This window comes from Microbacterium sp. HJ5 (genome assembly GCF_054824025.1).
This window is the reverse complement of sequence record NZ_JSYE01000033.1, coordinates 1-13,608: the sequence shown is the minus strand read 5'-3', so window position 1 is coordinate 13,608 and position 13,608 is coordinate 1. Positions and strand designations below refer to the sequence as shown.

Sequence of the window (13,608 nt, the reverse complement as noted above, 5' to 3'; positions counted from 1 at the left end):
GGACACGACCGCCCCAAAGTGGGACACGTAACCCAAGCGAGGACCGGAAGCGGTGGGATGCCGCGCTCAGCGCCGCGCGACGCCGGATCCGGCTCGTCAGCGCCGCGCGACGCCGGGGTGGGCGTCGAGGTAGGCCTCGAACGCCTCGGCCGAGGTCTTCGCGGGCGTGAAGCCGAAGTCACGCTTCAGGGCGTCGTTCGCAAGCACCGGGCGGTAGCGGAGGAAGCCGACCTGCTCCGGTCCGTGGACGGTGAGGCGCAGCATCCGTCCGACGCGCAATGCGAGCGCCAGCACGCCGGCCGGCACGACGAGCAGGGGCTTGCCGAGACGCCGGGCGATCTCGTGGAGCGTGAGCCGCCCGTCTCCGGCGACGTTGTAGACGCCCGCCGGGCCGTCGGTCGCCGCGCGCACCATCGCAGCGGCGACGTCGTCGACCCAGACGAACACGAAGGGGGAGTCCGAGCCGCGGATCGCGAGGATGCGGCGGCCGTCCCACAGTGCCGTGATCTGGTTTCGCACCGTGGGGCCGAGGATCGTGCCGATGCGGAACACCACCTGCTCGAGAGCGGGATGCGTCGACCGGAACCCCGCCAGCATCTCTTCGACCAGGCGCTTGTGCTTCGCATACGGGAACTCGTCGTTGCCGCGGAGCGGGTCGGACTCGCGCAGCCACTCCGCGTTGTCGGGGTGATACCCGTAGGCGGCGCCCGACGACGAGACGACGATGCGCCTCACGCCCGCCTCGACGCACGCGTCGAGGACGTGCTGCGTCCCGTCGACGTCGACCCGGTACTCCAGGTCGTGGTCGCGACCCGGGTTGACGATGGCGGCCAGGTGCACGACGACGTCGATGCCGTGACGCTCGAGCAGGGGGGCGAGCCCGGAGGGGCGCGTCACGTCGCAGTCGTCGTAGACGACGCCCTCGATCGGATGCTCCGGCCGGCGCACATCGCCGGCGACGACGTGCTCGACATCGGGGTGCGCGACGAGCGCGGCGGCGACGTTCGAGCCGAGGAAGCCGGCCCCGCCGGTCACGAGGACGCGGACGCTCACGAGGCCGGACCGGAGGTGACGTCGGGGGCGGCCCCGTCGCCGGCGGCAGCGTCGTGGGTCGCGGCATCCGTCCGGCCGCGCAGTGCGTGCCGCGAGGCGTCTCCCTTCGCCGAGCCGGTGCGCTTGCGCGTGTGCCGCGCCCACAGGGCGGCGACGATGAGGCCGGCGATGATGTCCCAGATGCCCCACCAGCCGGCGACGATCGCCATGCCGCCGAGGCCTCCGAAGAACGCGAAGACGAGGCCCAGGCCGAGGCCGGCGTTGCGGATGCCGACCTCGAAGGTCATCGCCTTGCGCTCCCGGGTGCCGAGCCCGCCGACGACCGCGGTGCTGTAGCCGATCGCGAGGGCGACCGCGTCACCGTGGCGGTCAAGGCGCAGGACACCGGCCGCGCCGTCGCGTACGTGCGCACGGGAGGCACGGCCAAGACCGAGGTGCTCCACCTCGCGATCGGCGCGGACGGCGACCCGCTCGTCGCGCTTAACAACAACAAGGGCGTCCTGTACCCGACGTTCGGCACCGGCACGTCGCAGTTCGCGAACCCCACGCTCTTCCGCAACCCGGATGGCAGCTTCGGGCTCGTGGCAGCCGACAACGCCGCGAACGGCCGCATCTTCGTCTACACGTCGAAGGACCTCGTGAGCTTCACGGGTCAGAAGCTCGCGACGACCAACACGCAGGGCATCACGGTGGCGCGCGCCGACGTCGCGTACGACAACGGCATCCGGGCCTACCGAGTGGTGCTGCGCACTCCGGCCGGTGCCGCGTACGAGGTGACGACGACCGACTTCACGACGTTCAGCACGCCCGTCGCGATCACAGCACCGGCGGCGCCCGCACTCACCGGCCTGCCCGCCGGTGCGATCGAGGCATCCGCTCTTCCCCTCACGACGGCGGAACTCGCGGTGCTGCAGAAGTCGCTCGGTCGCATCGTCAACACGACGGTCGACGTCGGGGACGACGTCGAGGTCGCGGTGGGCGGCGCCCTGGAGCTGCCCGCGAAGGCGCAGCTCGGGTACTCCGACGGCTCCACCAAGCAGCTCGGCGTCAACTGGGACACCTCGACCGTGGACCTCGACACCCCGGGCGAGTACACCGTCACGGGCACCGTCAACCAGCCGGTCTACGGCGACAGCAAGGGCATCCTCGTGCCCGAGCGTGCCGACCCGTGGGTCTTCCGCGACGACGAGCGCACCGGCGAGGCGGAGTACTACCTGACCGGCTCGTACCCGACCACGCAGGCCAACCCCGGGGTGGGCTACGACCGCATCGTGCTGCGCCGCGCGGACACGATCAACGGCCTCACGACCGCGCAGGAGCAGGTGCTGCTGTGGTCGCGGAACGCCGCCGCGCCGAACACCTCGAACGGCTCGAAGATCGCCGTGGGCGCGTACCGGTACTTCTGGGCGCCGGAGCTGCACAAGATCAACGGGGACTGGTACATCCTGTTCACGTCGAGCCGCAGCACCGACGTCTGGAACATCCGTCCTGCGATCATGCGCGCTCCGGGTGACAGCGACCCGATGGTCGCCTCGAACTGGGAGGAGCTCGGCTACATCAAGGCCGCCCCCGGCGACAGCTCGGCGTTCACGAGCTTCTCGCTCGACATGACGTACTTCGAGGCTAACGGCAAGCACTACATGGTGTGGGCCGAGAAGCCTGGCAGCTCCGACCTGCGCATGGCGGAGATCGACCCGTCGAACCCGAGCCAGCTGATCACGCCGTCCATCCTGCTCTCGACGCCCAACTACGCGTGGGAGCGGACGGCCAGTCAGGTCATCAACGAAGGCCCCGCCGTTCTCAAGAGCGACGACGAGGTGTTCGTGTACTTCTCGGCCTCGGAGGTGAACGAGACGTACTCGATCGGTCTGCTGCGCGCGCCGCTCGACGGCGACCTGCTGAAGCAGTCGACGTGGAAGAAGACGGGTTACCCGCTGCTCACGTCGGATGACTTCGGCGGCCAGCAGAACGGTCCCGGCCACAACTCGTTCACGCTCGACGAGAACGGCAACCCGGTGATCGTCTACCACGCCCGCCCGCCGATCTCGGAGTGGATCCCCGGCGCGGACGGCGGCCTGAACGACCCGAGCCGCCACGCGCGCGTCAAGACCGTGCACTTCGCCGCCGACGGCTCGGCCGTGCTGAACCAGACGCGCGATGAGGAGGTGGCGCCGGCCAACCGGACCGTCTCGCTCACCGTGACGGTCGTCGGTCCCGCGCTCGACGTCGATGCGACGGTCACCGCTCGCTGCGTCGCCGGCAAGGTCGTCCAGGTGGTCACGGTGAAGAACGCCGAGGGCTTCCCGGTGTCGCTCACCGCGACGACGGCATTCGGCTCGAAGGCCTTCGGACCGGTCGCCGCGGGCAAGAGCGCCTCCGCGAGCTTCACGACCCGTCAGCCCTCGGTGCCGGCCGCGTCCGTGACGCTCAAGGCCACGGCGACCGTCGACGGCAAGCCCGTCACCGTCGAGAAGGAGATCGCGTACAGCGCCGCCACCTGCGGCTGACGCGCTGATGCACGAGGGGCCCGTCCGTTCGCGGACGGGCCCCTCGTCGTGGGGGTCGAGCATCCCGAGTGCGACGCGGGCGAGGCATCCGCTCGACTCGTACGTGCGACGGGGCGAGGCATCCGCTCCCTGGCTCCCGGCGGGCCGGAGCCTCCGTCGCGCGTGGCACGCTGGAGGGATGACGACGCCGCGCACGGCCGCGGGTCCGCGACGGGGCGCGACCGCCCGGCTGCGGGTCCGGCTGCTCACCGCGCTGTCGGGCGACCCCGACGGTCAGCCGCCGTGGGTGCGGGAGCTCGCCGAGGGCGACGACGCCGGCTGGTTCGCCGAGGACGGTCCGGCGTGGACGGTGCACGCCGGCATGGGCACCATGGTCGCGGGCATCCGGGCGCTTCTCATGCAGGCGCTGCATCCCGGCGCCCTCGCGGGGGTGCACGACTGGTCCCGGTACCGGGAGGATCCGATCGGCCGCCTCACCGGGACGGTGCGCTGGGTCATCTGCCTCACCTACGGCTCGCGCACGCAGGCCGAGCGCGAGACCGGCCGCGTCGGGCGCTTCCACCAGCGGGTGGCGGGGACGTACACCGCCGCGAGCGGCGAGTCGGTGGCGTACTCCGCGGCCGACGCCGACCTGGTCGAGTGGGTGCACCTGGCCTTCACCGACGCGTTCCTCACCTGCCACGAGGCGTGGGGACCGCCGATTCCCGGCGGACCCGACGCCTATGTGGCCGAGTGGGCGACTGCCGGCCGGCTCATGCGGGTGGCGGATCCGCCGCGCACCGAGGACGAGCTGCGACGCCGTCTCGACGCGCACCTCGACAGCGGAGTGCTGCGGCGCGACGAGCGCGTCGACGACGTGGTGCGCTTCCTCCGTCGCCCGCCGTTCCGCGGGTCCCGCTCGATGTCGCTGGCGTACCGGGTGCTCTTCGCGAGTGCCGTCGCCACCATCCCGCGCCGCTACCGGCGCCTGCTCGGGGTGCGGCGCAGCTGGCTCCCCGTCGTGACGCTGACCCGCGGCATCCTGTCGATGACCGGCCGTGCGCTCGGCGCGGGCCCGCGCGCGCAGGACTTCGCGCGCCGGCGGCTGCGCCGCCTGGAGGCCGCGAGCGCCGCGGTCGAAGACCCGTCCGCCTGACGCGCGCTTCGTCGGAGGATGCGCCCGATCTCGGAGGATCGGCGCCGGATCCTCCGAGATTCAGCGAATTCTCCGAGAGCGGCTCGCGCCGCCGACGCGAAGACGCGGAACGGCCCGCGGTCCGAAGACCGCGGGCCGCCCGACAGAGTGGGTCAGCCGCAGCTGAACGCCGGGTACGAGACCGATCCCTCGTAGGTGGCGTCGTCGGCGGTCGATCCCGTCACCGAGATCTCACCGCCGCCCACGCCGACCGTGCGCGTCGAGAAGGTCGTCGTCGCCGTGCTGCCCGCCTTGACCGACGCGATCGTCTTCGAGCCGAAGGGGCTCTCGATCGTGACAGCGGCGGCCGCGTCGTCGGCGTTCTTGATCGCGACCACGATGACCGCCTTCCCGGCGACGCACCGCTGCGCGACGCTCGGCTGCAGGTCGAGCCCGCCGCCGACGAGCGTGGGCAGCTCGACCGTGACGTGCGTCTCGACGTTGCCCGCGGCATCCTGCGCCTGCACGTGCACGTAGCGGGCCTCTTCGGTGAGCTGCACCGAGAAGGGCTCGTCGTACGTGGCGTACATGTTGTTCGTCTCGCCGGTCGGCGAGGCGTCCGGGCCGTCCGACCACACGGTGCGGGTCACGCCCGAGCCGGGCTCGGCGTCGGTCGGTGTGAGGGTCACGAGCGCCGAGGTGCCGTCGACAACGACCCAGTCCACGCCGGTGGTCGGGGCGATCGTGTCGACCTTGATGGACTCGGATGCCTCGCCCGCGGCGTCGTCCTCGCTCGTCGCGCGGGCGCTCACCGTGACCTCGCCTTCGGCGTCCACCGTGAACGGCTCGTCGTACCGGGTCCAGGTCTCGCCGTCGAGGCTGTACTCGATGCTCGCGATCGGGCTCGCCGTCTCCTCCGCCGTCACGGTGACGGTCGGCGCGGTCGTGTACCAGCCCGAGCCCTGCGGCGCCGCGTCGAACTCGATCGCGACGATCGGTTCGGTTTGGCTGAGCGGCTCGACGACGAACACCGTGGCGATCGCACCGGGCTCGAAGCCCTGGACCGCGCCCTCGACGTCGAAGATCGCGTCGGCCTCGGCGTAGGCCGCCGGCTCGATCGCGTCCCATTCGACGTCGACGCCGCTGGAGGCGGTGCCGTCGTCGTACGTCGCGCGGACCGTGTCGGGCAGCACCGGAGCGACCCCGGGCGTCGTGATCGTCGCGGTGTAGTCGACCGACTCGATGTCGTCCGACAGCGTCGCGGCGACGAACACGGTGGCCGTGACGGTCTGGCCGTCGTAGCCGGCCGGGTCGCCGACCACGTCGAAATCGCCGGCCGACGCGTAGGCGGATGCCGCCACCGGCGCCCACTCGACGTCGACGTACTCGAGCGGTCCGTCCTCGCCGATCACCCACAGCTGCTCAGGCAGTTGCGGCGCGGTGCCCGTGACCGTGCGGACGGCCACCTGCTGGGCGTCGATGAAGGCATTCGGGTCTTCGGGCTCGGGCTCGACGACGGGGGCGTTGACGCCCCACACCTCCCACTCGATGACACTCGTGGCCTTGCGCTGGCTGTTGAACACCACGCGGTCGAGCACGAGGCGCACCGCGGTCGTGGTGACCGCGTCCCAGTTCGCCTGCACGACGGGCTGCGACGTCACCGGGGCGGCGGCGTTGAGGACCGGCAGCGGGTAGGTGAGGCCCGCACCCGTCACGGGCGCCCACTCACCGGCGCTGTTGCGGTACTCCACCTTCCACGCGGCCGGTATCATCACGCCCGAGTCGCCGCCCGGCGTGAGGTGGTTCTGCCACAGGTAGAGCTTCGACGAGCTCACCGTGACCGGACGCTCCCACGTGTACGTGGCGATGTCCTGCGTCGGGTTGCCCGGCGCGCCCCACGTGCCCCACATCGCGGACAGCGTGTTGGTGGGTCCGACGACGCCGTTGTTGAGCGCGGCGGACGAGTTCCACCCCGGCACGTAGCTCACCTCGACGGTCGGTGCGTTCTCACCGCTCGCGAGGCCGACGTTGAACGGCTCCTCCGCCGCCGTCGCCGGGATCGCGACGGCTCCGGCGGCGACGAGCGCGACGGCCGCGGCCATCGCCACCGCGAACCTCCTCATTCCGGCTCTGCCGGGACGAAGCGTGTGCATTGATGTCCTCTCGGAGTTCTTCGACATGTCAGTTGCCCGCATCGATCGGGGCGCGTCCGGCGGCGAGCAGGATCCTCTGGCGGTTGCGCGCGGTGAGCAGGCCCGCCGCGACGTACGCCGCGGAGACCTCGCCGACGGCGTCCAGGAACGCCGCCCGGCTCGCGAAGGGAGCCTGCTCCCACACCTCGTCCAGCAGCGTCTTGCCCGAGCGCTTCGGGTTCGCGACGCCCGAGCTCTGGCCGGCGAACGTCACCGTCGGCTCGTTGCGCTGGAAGTACATGTGATACGCGACGTCCCGGCCGTTGTAGGCCGGCTCGAACGACAGGCTGCCGACCGTGAACACGTTCGCGGCCGTCTTCGAGATGCCGCGGCTGACGTCACCGTCGAGGTCGAGCCGGTCGGCGAGCGACACCTTCAGGTAGCTCGTCGACGAGCTGGTCGCGGTGAGCACGACCGGTCCGTACATGAGCGTCTGGATGTCGGCACGGTCGACCGCCGCCTCGACGCGCACGGACAGCGGGATGCGCACGGTGATCGTGTCGCCCACGGCCCACGTGCGGTCCACCGTCGCGTAGGCGCCGGGCTCGACGGCCACGCCCGTGGACGCGCCGTTGACCTCGACCTCGGCTCCGCGCGACCACTCGGGGATGCGCAGGTGCACCTTCAGCGGCCGGTCGGGCGCCGCCTTCACCGTGAGGGTCGACGTGTCGCCCTCCGGGTACGACGAGACCTGCTCGAGCTCGAGACCGTTCTCCTCCCACGTCAGGGTCGACGCGATGTAGAGGTTCACGTACAGCTCGGTCTGGTCGGCGGAGCGGAAGTAGATGCCCTCCTGGTACTTCACGTGGCTCTCGAGCCCGGTGCCACCGCAGCACGTGCCGATGTTGCCGTTGCCGTACTCCTTGCGGGCCCCGGGGTGCACCGGGAACATGTACAGGTTCTCGGGTCCGTTCGTCGACTCCTGGTTGCGGCGGCCGCCGAGGATGTGGTTCAGCACGGTCCGCTCGTAGTAGTCCATGTACTTCGGATCCTGCTCGTTGAAGAACAGGTAGCTGGCGACTTTGAGCATGTTGTACGCGGCGCAGGACTCGGCGTTGCGGGGGCCGATGTCACCGGCGACGGCGCCGGCCGGACCCCACAGCTCGCCTTCGCCGGTGCCGCCGTGCGCGTACGAACGGCCGGGCACGACCATGTCGTAGAAGCCCTTGGTGGCGTCGAGGAAGTGGTCGTCGCCGGTCTCGGCGGCGAGCTTGATGTAGCCCGGGAACTGCGGGATGTGCTGGTTGGCGTGCTTGCCGTTGAGCGTGTCGGTGCCCGCGGCGCACGCGTCGACGAGCGTGTGCAGCGTGAACAGCTTCGCCGCGTCGAGGAACTCGCTCTTGGCGGGATCGGCCGAGCGCCAGTAGAGCTCGACGAGCACTTCGTTCATGCCGCCGTACTCGCCGGCGATGTAGGAGCCCCACATGCGCGCGAGCTGTGCAGGCGTGCACTTCGACAGACGGCTGTACACCCAGTGGCCGATGCCCTCCGCGAGTGCGAGCGCCTGGTCGTTGCCCGCGAGCGCGTGGGCGTCGAGCAGACCGGCGAGGATCTTGTGCAGCGTGTAGTACGGGGCCCAGATCTCGCCGTACGGAGCGAACTCCTCGAGAGCCGAGAACTGCCACTCCCCGTAGGCCGAAAGGAACCCGGGGTGCGAGTACCGCGGCGCGCCGCCGACCTCCTGGGCGGCGAGCGCCGCCCGGCACTCCTCGAGGCCGGTCACGATCGCGTTGACCTTGTTGAGCAAGGCGATCTCGCCGGTCGCGGCATACGCCATCGAGATGCCGCTGAGGAAATGGCCGCCGTAGTGGCCGCGCAGGCAGCCGCCGGCGCCGGCGGTGTTCTGGCCGCGCGTGTACTCCGCCGGCCCCCAGCGCTGCGCGTCGGGGTTGGGACCGTACTCCTCCCAGCCTCCGGGCGGGGTGGCACCCTTGGTGTCGAGACCCGCGTTGCGGCGGAAGACCGCGAGGATCTTGTCGACGTTGTAGGCGCGGTACAGCACCAGGTGCTGGTTGAGCGCACGGGTGAACACGCTCTGCCCCAGCGACACGGAGGTCAGCGGGAAGGGACGGACGCTCCACGAGTCGGGGTAGACGAGCGTCTGACCCGCTCGCACCACCTGTGCGGAGCGGGCGGGACCGGCGGCGCGGAAGCCTGCGGCGCTCGGTCCTCCTCCCGATGCGGCGGCTCGTGCCTGTGCGGGGTCGAGGAGCGCGACCGCGGCGGCCATGCCGGCGAGCGCGAAGCCTCCTCCGACGACGACCTTGCGTCGTGAGATCCCGGTGTCGGTTTCGGGTGTCATCGTGATTCCTTTCTGGGGACGGCGAGGACGGATGTCGCGTGCCCGGGCACGCCGAAGAGACCCGCGCCATGCGCGGGAGGTCGGAGAGGCCGAGGCCTCATCGCGGGTGGGACGCCATCCCGGTCGGCGTCCGCGGGGAGCCGGCGAGCGCGCGGTCAGCCTGGCGAGGCGCCCCGCCGTGACGGGCTCGGGCGGTGGCGAACGGTCATGATCGTGGACCTCCTCGTGCACGACGTCGGGGCGACGCCGAAAGGGGTTTCGGTCGCGCGTTCTTAACGGTAGCGCTAACAGTTAGCGGAAACAATCTTTTCTTCTCGAAACGCTTTTCCGGCCATGCCGTGAGTGGCCCGTGGCACGCTGGACCCATGCGCATCGCTCTCACCGGCTCGACCGGAAAGCTCGGAACCGTCGTCGCCCGCGAACTCCGCGAGGCGGGGTACGACGTCATCGGCATGGACGTGGTCGGCACCAGGGGTCCCTCGTTCGTGCAGGTCGACCTCACCGACTACGGCCAGGTCATCGACGCCTTCGGGGCCGTCGGCGACCGGCACGACGGCATCGACGCGGTCGTCCACCTCGGGGCGATCCCGGCCCCCGGCATCCGCTCGGACGTCGCGACCTTCCACAACAACATGGCCGCGACGTTCAACGTGTTCTGGGCCGCGGTGAGGCTGGGCATCCGGCGCATCGTCTACGCGTCGAGCGAGACCGTGCAGGGTCTCCCCTTCGACGTGCCGCCGCCGTACATCCCGGTCGACGAGGAGTACCCGCCGCGACCCGAGTCCGTGTACTCGCTCGTCAAGACGCTCGAGGAACGGCTCGCGGTGGAGCTCGTCCGCTGGCACCCCGACCTGTCGATCACCGGGCTGCGCTTCTCGAACGTCATGGTGCCCGAGGACTACGCCGAATTCCCCTCGTTCGACGGCGACGCCCTCCAGCGCAAGTGGAATCTGTGGGGCTACATCGATGCCCGCGACGGGGCGCAGGCCGTGCAGCGGGCGCTCGAGGTCGCTCCCGCGGGCTTCGACCAGTTCATCATCGCCGCGGCCGACACCGTCATGTCGCGCCCGAACGCCGAGCTCATCGCGGAGGTGTTCCCCGGCGTGGCCGTCACACGCGACGTGGGCGAGCACGAGACCCTGCTCTCGATCGACAAGGCACGGCGCCTGCTCGGCTTCGACCCGCGCCACAGCTGGCGCGACCACGTGGGCTGAATCGCTCGTGACGAGACGCGGGGGCCGAGCCGGCCCCCGCGTCGCCGCCCTAGGCTCGAAGCAGAGTCCCGGAGGTGTGCGATGAGCGAAGACCCGCGACAGGCCGCCGCCCGCTACCGCCAGGAGCGGGATGCGGAGATGGATGCCTCGGCGGAGCCCTCCGCCGAGAGCCGCGCCGCAGCGAACGCGGTCGACCGTGCCGCCTACGTCGAGACCGCGATCCAGCAGGCGATCCGCCGGGGCGAGTTCGACGACCTCCCCGGCGCCGGCAAGCCGATCCCGGGCCTCGGCGAGAGCCACGACCCCGACTGGTGGATCCGCCGCAAGATCCAGTCCGAGCAGCTCACCGGCCTCGGTCCGCCCGCACTACTCCTGCGGGTCGAGAGCGCCGAGCTCGAGCAGCGCCTCGACGCTCTCGGCACCGAGAAGGACGTGCGCGACTCGCTCGACGACTTCAACCGCCGCGTCATCGAAGCACGGCGGCAGCTGCAGGGCGGGCCGCCGGTCGTGACGCCCACGCGCGACGTCGAGTCCGAGGTCGCGGCGTGGCACACCCGCCGCGCGGCGGCGGAGAAGGCGACGGACGCCGCGCCCCCGCCGCGTGCGCCGCGCCGGCGGGTGCGCGGCCGGTGGCTCCGGCGGGGCTGAGGCGCAGCATCCGCTCGCTTTCTGCCCTGCACAGCGTCGGAGCTTTTCCGCGACACGCCGGTGGACGGATGCCGCGACCCGGCGTGTCGGAAAGAAGCTCCGATCCTGTGCGCCGCCGCGTCAGCGGCGCGGGATCGTCGAGCCCCGGATCACCAGGCGCACCGGCGAGTGGTGTTCACCGCGGCCGATGTCGACGCCGTCGATCGCATCGAACACCCGCTGCGCGGCCTGGCGACCGAGCATCTGGAGGTTCGCGTCGATGCTCGTGAGTTCGGGGCGCGAGTTGGTCGACAGGACCTCCCAGTTGTCGTAGCCGATGATCGCGAGGTCATCGGGCACTCGGCGGCCGAGGTCGCGGGCCGTGTCGAGCGCGCCGCGGGCGATCTGGTCGGAGCCGCAGAAGATCGCGTCGACCTCGGGGTGCCGCTCGAGCAGCATCGCCGCGGCATCCCTCCCCCAGTGCTCGGTCCACTCCGAGAACATCGGCTCGCCGACGAGCGACAGTCCCGCCGCCTCGAGACCGGCGCGCGCTCCGGCGAGGCGGTCCTGGGCGGCGGCGTACGAGGGGTCGCCGGTGATGTGCGCGATGTTCGTCCGGCCGCACGCGAGCAGGTGCTCGACGGCGAGGCGTCCTCCCGAGTAGTTGTCGGGAGTCAGGGAGAGGTCGCGCGGGTCGTCGGAGGGCGCGTAGGCGTAGACGACCGGCACGGGGAGGTCCTGACCGAGCGACGGCCGGGGGTCGGTCTGGCGGCCGACCACGATGATGCCGTCGACCCGGCGACTGAGCAGCGCCTTGAGGTGATGCTGCTCACGGATCGCGTCGCCGCGCGCGTCGCACAGGAAGACGTTGATCTGCCCGGCGCCGAACGCGTCCTCGGCGCCCATGAGGATCGGGATCATGAAGCGGCCCTCGAGGTCGCTCGTGAGGAGGCCGACGGTGCCGGTGCGGCCGGCCAGCAGGCCCTTCGCCATGGCGTTCGGTGTGAACGACAGCTCGTCGGCGGCACGCAGCACCCGCTGGCGTGTGGCGACGGCGACGTCGTCGCGATTGTTGAGCGCCTTGGAGGCGGTCGCGATGGACACACCGGCGAGCTTCGCCACGTCGCTGAGCGTCGCGGCGCGCGATCCGTTCTCCGTTGATGTCACGTTCGCCTCCTTGCTGCGGAAAGGTTATCGGAGAGGCTACTTGACCTTCCGTCGAAACTCACGATAGCGTGCCGAAAGGGATTTCGTAGATTTCGAATCCCACCATGCACCCCACGCAGCGGTGCCGGCCTGGGGCCGGCGTCATCCGCTCGAAGAAGAGCTAGAGGAGACAGTTGCATGACCACCACCCGACGCCGTGCCGCACTGCGGGCGACCACGGCCGCCCTCGCGGCGGGAGCCCTCGTCGTCAGCCTGGCCGCCTGCGCGAGCAGCGGCGACACCCCTGATCCCGCCGCATCCATCCCCGCCGAGGGCATCGATGACGGCTCGACCCTGACGCTCTGGACGCGTGCGCCGATGGAGGCGCAGGCAAACCTCCTCGTCGACGCGTACAACGAGTCGCACGAGAACCAGGTCGAGCTCACCGTCGTCCCCAACGACGACTACGTCGCCAAGGTCGGCGCGGCCGCCGGCTCGAACGGTCTGCCCGATCTGTTCGCGGCCGACATCGTCTACGTGCCCAACTGGGTCCAGCAGGGTCTGTTCACCGACATCACCGAGCAGATCGACGGCCTGGAGTACAAGGACGCGATCAACAAGGGCCACCTGGGCGCCGGCACCTACGAAGGCGCCGAGCACGTGCTGCCCTTCGTGCTCGACCTGTCGATGCTGATGTGGAACAAGGACCTCTTCGAAGAGGCGGGCCTCGACCCCGAGAAGGCACCGGAGACGCTCGCCGAGTTCGCCGACGCCGCCAAGGCGATCCAGGACCTCGGCAAGGAGGGCGTGTCGGGCACCTCGACGGGCCTCAACTGCGGCGGATGCCTCGTGTTCACGTGGTTCCCGACGATCTGGGCCTCGGGCGATGAGGTCATGAACGAGGACGGCACCGAGGCGCTCCTCGCGAGCGACACCGCCAAGGAGCTCTACTCCACGTGGCAGGAGCTCGAGGAGTACGGCGCCGTGGCCCCCGGCTCGGCCGAGGAGACCGGCGCCACGTGGGTCGCCGGCTTCCAGGAGGGCAACGTCGGCATCATGCCGTACCCGGCCACCCTGCTCGGGGCGCTCGAGTTCGACGCGGGCGTCGCCGGCATCCCCGGTGTCGACGGCGGCGCCTCGACGTTCGTCGGCGGCGACGGCATCGGCATCTCGAAGGACTCGAAGCTCTCGGCTCAGGCCTGGAACTTCCTCTCCTGGATGATGTCGGAGGAGGCGCAGGTCGACGTGCTCGCCCAGGCCGGCAACGCGGTCTCGCGCTCCGACCTCGCCGACAACGAGTACGCAGCGCAGGACCCGCGTCTCGTGACGATCAACGAGGTCGCCGGTGAAGGCGACACCCCGGTGGCGCTGAACTTCCAGCAGGCGTACAACGCCCCGGGAAGCCCGTGGATCACCCTCGTCCGCAACGCCGTCCTCGAGAACGCCGATTCGG

General features: G+C 70.9%; 10 protein-coding genes. 5 read left to right on the top strand and 5 right to left on the bottom strand.

Annotation, left to right across the window (positions count from 1 at the left end; all coding sequences use genetic code 11):
* Window positions 1-96 precede the first annotated feature (96 nt).
* Entirely contained in the window at window positions 97-1,053 is a 957-nt protein-coding gene (locus OB08_RS14190; RefSeq protein ID WP_461475808.1) for an SDR family oxidoreductase, read from the bottom strand.
* Window positions 1,050-1,340 (bottom strand): hypothetical protein, encoded by a 291-nt coding sequence (locus OB08_RS14185; RefSeq protein ID WP_461475807.1) that lies wholly within the window; start codon window positions 1,338-1,340, stop codon window positions 1,050-1,052. The genes OB08_RS14190 and OB08_RS14185 overlap by 4 nt, the downstream gene beginning before the upstream one ends.
* Window positions 1,341-1,415: 75 nt before the next feature.
* Between OB08_RS14185 and OB08_RS14180 the strand changes: the two genes are divergently transcribed.
* Together OB08_RS14180 and OB08_RS14175 are read left to right on the top strand one after the other, a co-directional pair.
* On the top strand, window positions 1,416-3,560 hold the full coding sequence (locus OB08_RS14180; protein WP_461475805.1) for a family 43 glycosylhydrolase: 2,145 nt from the start codon (window positions 1,416-1,418) through the stop codon (window positions 3,558-3,560).
* Between the two features lie 178 nt (window positions 3,561-3,738).
* Window positions 3,739-4,695: an oxygenase MpaB family protein gene (locus OB08_RS14175; protein WP_461475803.1), complete on the top strand. Its 957-nt coding sequence runs from the start codon at window positions 3,739-3,741 to the stop codon at window positions 4,693-4,695.
* A 152-nt stretch (window positions 4,696-4,847) separates the two neighbouring features.
* On the opposite strand, the gene OB08_RS14170 is transcribed toward OB08_RS14175, so the two are convergent.
* Together OB08_RS14170 and OB08_RS14165 are read right to left on the bottom strand one after the other, a co-directional pair.
* Window positions 4,848-6,776 (bottom strand): OmpL47-type beta-barrel domain-containing protein, encoded by a 1,929-nt coding sequence (locus OB08_RS14170; RefSeq protein WP_461475892.1) that lies wholly within the window; start codon window positions 6,774-6,776, stop codon window positions 4,848-4,850.
* 79 nt (window positions 6,777-6,855) lie between these two features.
* A complete protein-coding gene (locus OB08_RS14165; RefSeq protein ID WP_461475801.1) occupies window positions 6,856-9,168 on the bottom strand; it encodes a glycoside hydrolase family 127 protein in 2,313 nt (770 codons plus the stop codon).
* 365 nt (window positions 9,169-9,533) lie between these two features.
* Between OB08_RS14165 and OB08_RS14160 the strand changes: the two genes are divergently transcribed.
* On the top strand, window positions 9,534-10,382 hold the full coding sequence (locus tag OB08_RS14160; protein WP_461475799.1) for an NAD-dependent epimerase/dehydratase family protein: 849 nt from the start codon (window positions 9,534-9,536) through the stop codon (window positions 10,380-10,382).
* 81 nt (window positions 10,383-10,463) lie between these two features.
* Window positions 10,464-11,030 carry a DnaJ family domain-containing protein gene (locus OB08_RS14155; RefSeq protein ID WP_461475797.1) on the top strand — a complete coding sequence of 189 codons (567 nt, stop codon included), beginning with the start codon at window positions 10,464-10,466 and terminating at the stop codon, window positions 11,028-11,030.
* Window positions 11,031-11,150: 120 nt separating this feature from the next.
* On the opposite strand, the gene OB08_RS14150 is transcribed toward OB08_RS14155, so the two are convergent.
* Window positions 11,151-12,176, bottom strand: coding sequence for a LacI family DNA-binding transcriptional regulator (locus OB08_RS14150; RefSeq protein ID WP_461475795.1), 1,026 nt, complete (start codon window positions 12,174-12,176; stop codon window positions 11,151-11,153).
* 177 nt (window positions 12,177-12,353) lie between these two features.
* Between OB08_RS14150 and OB08_RS14145 the strand changes: the two genes are divergently transcribed.
* On the top strand, window positions 12,354-13,608 hold a 1,255-nt coding region (locus OB08_RS14145), incomplete at its 3' end, for an ABC transporter substrate-binding protein (RefSeq protein ID WP_461475793.1).

Excerpts from the sequence above, each read along its gene's own strand:
- OB08_RS14185 (WP_461475807.1), bottom strand. The coding sequence starts at position 1,340 with ATGACCTTCGAGGTCGGCATCCGCAACGCCGGCCTCGGCCTGGGCCTC.
- OB08_RS14175 (WP_461475803.1), top strand. The coding sequence starts at position 3,739 with ATGACGACGCCGCGCACGGCCGCGGGTCCGCGACGGGGCGCGACCGCC.
- OB08_RS14170 (WP_461475892.1), bottom strand. The coding sequence starts at position 6,776 with ATGGCCGCGGCCGTCGCGCTCGTCGCCGCCGGAGCCGTCGCGATCCCG.
- OB08_RS14165 (WP_461475801.1), bottom strand. The coding sequence starts at position 9,168 with ATGACACCCGAAACCGACACCGGGATCTCACGACGCAAGGTCGTCGTC.
- OB08_RS14160 (WP_461475799.1), top strand. The coding sequence starts at position 9,534 with ATGCGCATCGCTCTCACCGGCTCGACCGGAAAGCTCGGAACCGTCGTC.
- OB08_RS14155 (WP_461475797.1), top strand. The coding sequence starts at position 10,464 with ATGAGCGAAGACCCGCGACAGGCCGCCGCCCGCTACCGCCAGGAGCGG.